General features: G+C 62.3%; 3 protein-coding genes. All 3 read left to right on the top strand.

The features are described from left to right. The first annotated feature begins 98 nt into the window (after positions 1 to 98). Positions 99 to 842, top strand: coding sequence for a transglycosylase SLT domain-containing protein (locus KDH09_16765; protein MCB0221351.1), 744 nt, complete (start codon positions 99 to 101; stop codon positions 840 to 842). Further along, positions 842 to 1,087: a hypothetical protein gene (locus KDH09_16760; protein ID MCB0221350.1), complete on the top strand. Its 246-nt coding sequence runs from the start codon at positions 842 to 844 to the stop codon at positions 1,085 to 1,087. The genes KDH09_16765 and KDH09_16760 overlap by 1 nt, the downstream gene beginning before the upstream one ends. Continuing rightward, a partial coding sequence (locus KDH09_16755) for a hypothetical protein (GenBank protein ID MCB0221349.1) occupies positions 1,084 to 1,531 on the top strand: 448 nt, incomplete at its 3' end. The genes KDH09_16760 and KDH09_16755, both read left to right, overlap by 4 nt.

Raw genomic sequence — 1,531 nt, 5'->3', positions numbered from 1 at the left:
GGCCCGCCCACCGGGCCTCCCCCGTGCATCCTACGAAGTCCGGCGGGCGGATCGGTGCACGATGGGGTGCCACAGGTGCTCAGACTACCCCGGCAGGCATGTTTGAGCCAGGGATTTCAGGCATTGATGGCCCCCTGGACTGGCTCAAAGAGAAACTGGCAAAGCCGGCCCCGGCCAAGGCCAAACGTGACACGAGCGCCTACGACGCCCTCATCCGAAAGTACGCCAACCGCAAGGACATTCTCCCGCACTACGTGAAGGGGATGATCCACGTCGAGAGCGCCTTTGATCCTGCCGCCAAAGGCCCCTCCAAAGAGATCGGGCTCATGCAGTTTCTGCCCAGCACTGCAAAGTCACTTGGCTACGAGCCCGCGTCGCTCGAAGACCCGGAGACGGCCATCAAGGCGGGCACCGCCTACCTGGCGCAGATCATCGATAAGACGCTTGCGCCGAACCTCACGGCGCCCATACACCCGGTGCTCAAGATCAAGCTCGCACAGTTTGGCTACACGGCGGGGCCCACGTTTCTCAAGGAAATCCTCAAGCGCTACGGCGCAAACGCTGCCGTGCTTTCAAGCCCGACGAACTTCGACCTGATGGTGGACTCCCTACAGGGACTTCCATTGACGGAGAAGTTTGAAAAGCTGGTCCCGAATTTTCTCAGCAGCCGAAAGCAGGTGGTCGGCCGCTACCAGTACTGGGCCGATCGCTACGCGCCGGACTTTGGCTACTCGCCCGCGCCGGCGGCACCCGTGAATGCCGCAAGTTCCATGGGCTCTCTTGGAATCGGTGCGGCCGCCCTTGTGGCGGGCGGTTTTCTGCTTTGGAGGCTCAAGCGGTGATGGAGCGGCTTCTTAAATTCATCGACTCTCGCCCCGGCGTCGCCATCTTCACGGCGCTGCTCATGCTGCTGGCCACCTATGCCAGGGACTTCGTCGATTCGCGGCTCGATACCCGCATGAGCCCGGTCGTGCAGGAACTCAGCGCCATCAAGGAAGAGATCATCCGGATGCGCGAGGAGCAGCGCTCCATTTTGAAGCTCATCGAGATTCAGGAACGGCGCGTCACCCGCCTGGAGGGGCGATGAAGATCGAACTCCTCTGCAAGGACGAGCGAATCGTCTCGGAACTCCCCAAAGTCGATCCGCGCGTGCGGGCGATTCTGCTCGATGCCGCCTGTTTCCTTGCAGCGCGCGGCTTTGCGCTCCTCGTTACGTGCCTGCTGCGAACCCGCGAGGAGCAGCGGACGATCTTCGAGCGGGCGGTGCAGCTGGGCCTCAAAGAGCCTGAGCGCTCGCCGCATGAATTCGGCCGTGCGGCCGACATCCGCACGCACGGCATCCCAGAGAAGGTAATCGCCGAGCTTGTCACATATATCAACCACAAATACCCCTACGACCCTTCGACGGGCTCAGGGCAGGCACACCGAAAATGCGCCATCCGCCACAACGTTGGCGGCGGCGATCATCTCCACATCCAGGTCGGCTGGCGAAGCGCCACCAGCTGGGGAGTTCCTGCCCTCCAAAGCCTTG

Source organism: Chrysiogenia bacterium, assembly GCA_020434085.1.
Classification (GTDB): domain Bacteria; phylum JAGRBM01; class JAGRBM01; order JAGRBM01; family JAGRBM01; genus JAGRBM01.
Note: the sequence above shows the minus strand (reverse complement) of the source record. Positions and strands in the feature narration are given on the sequence as shown.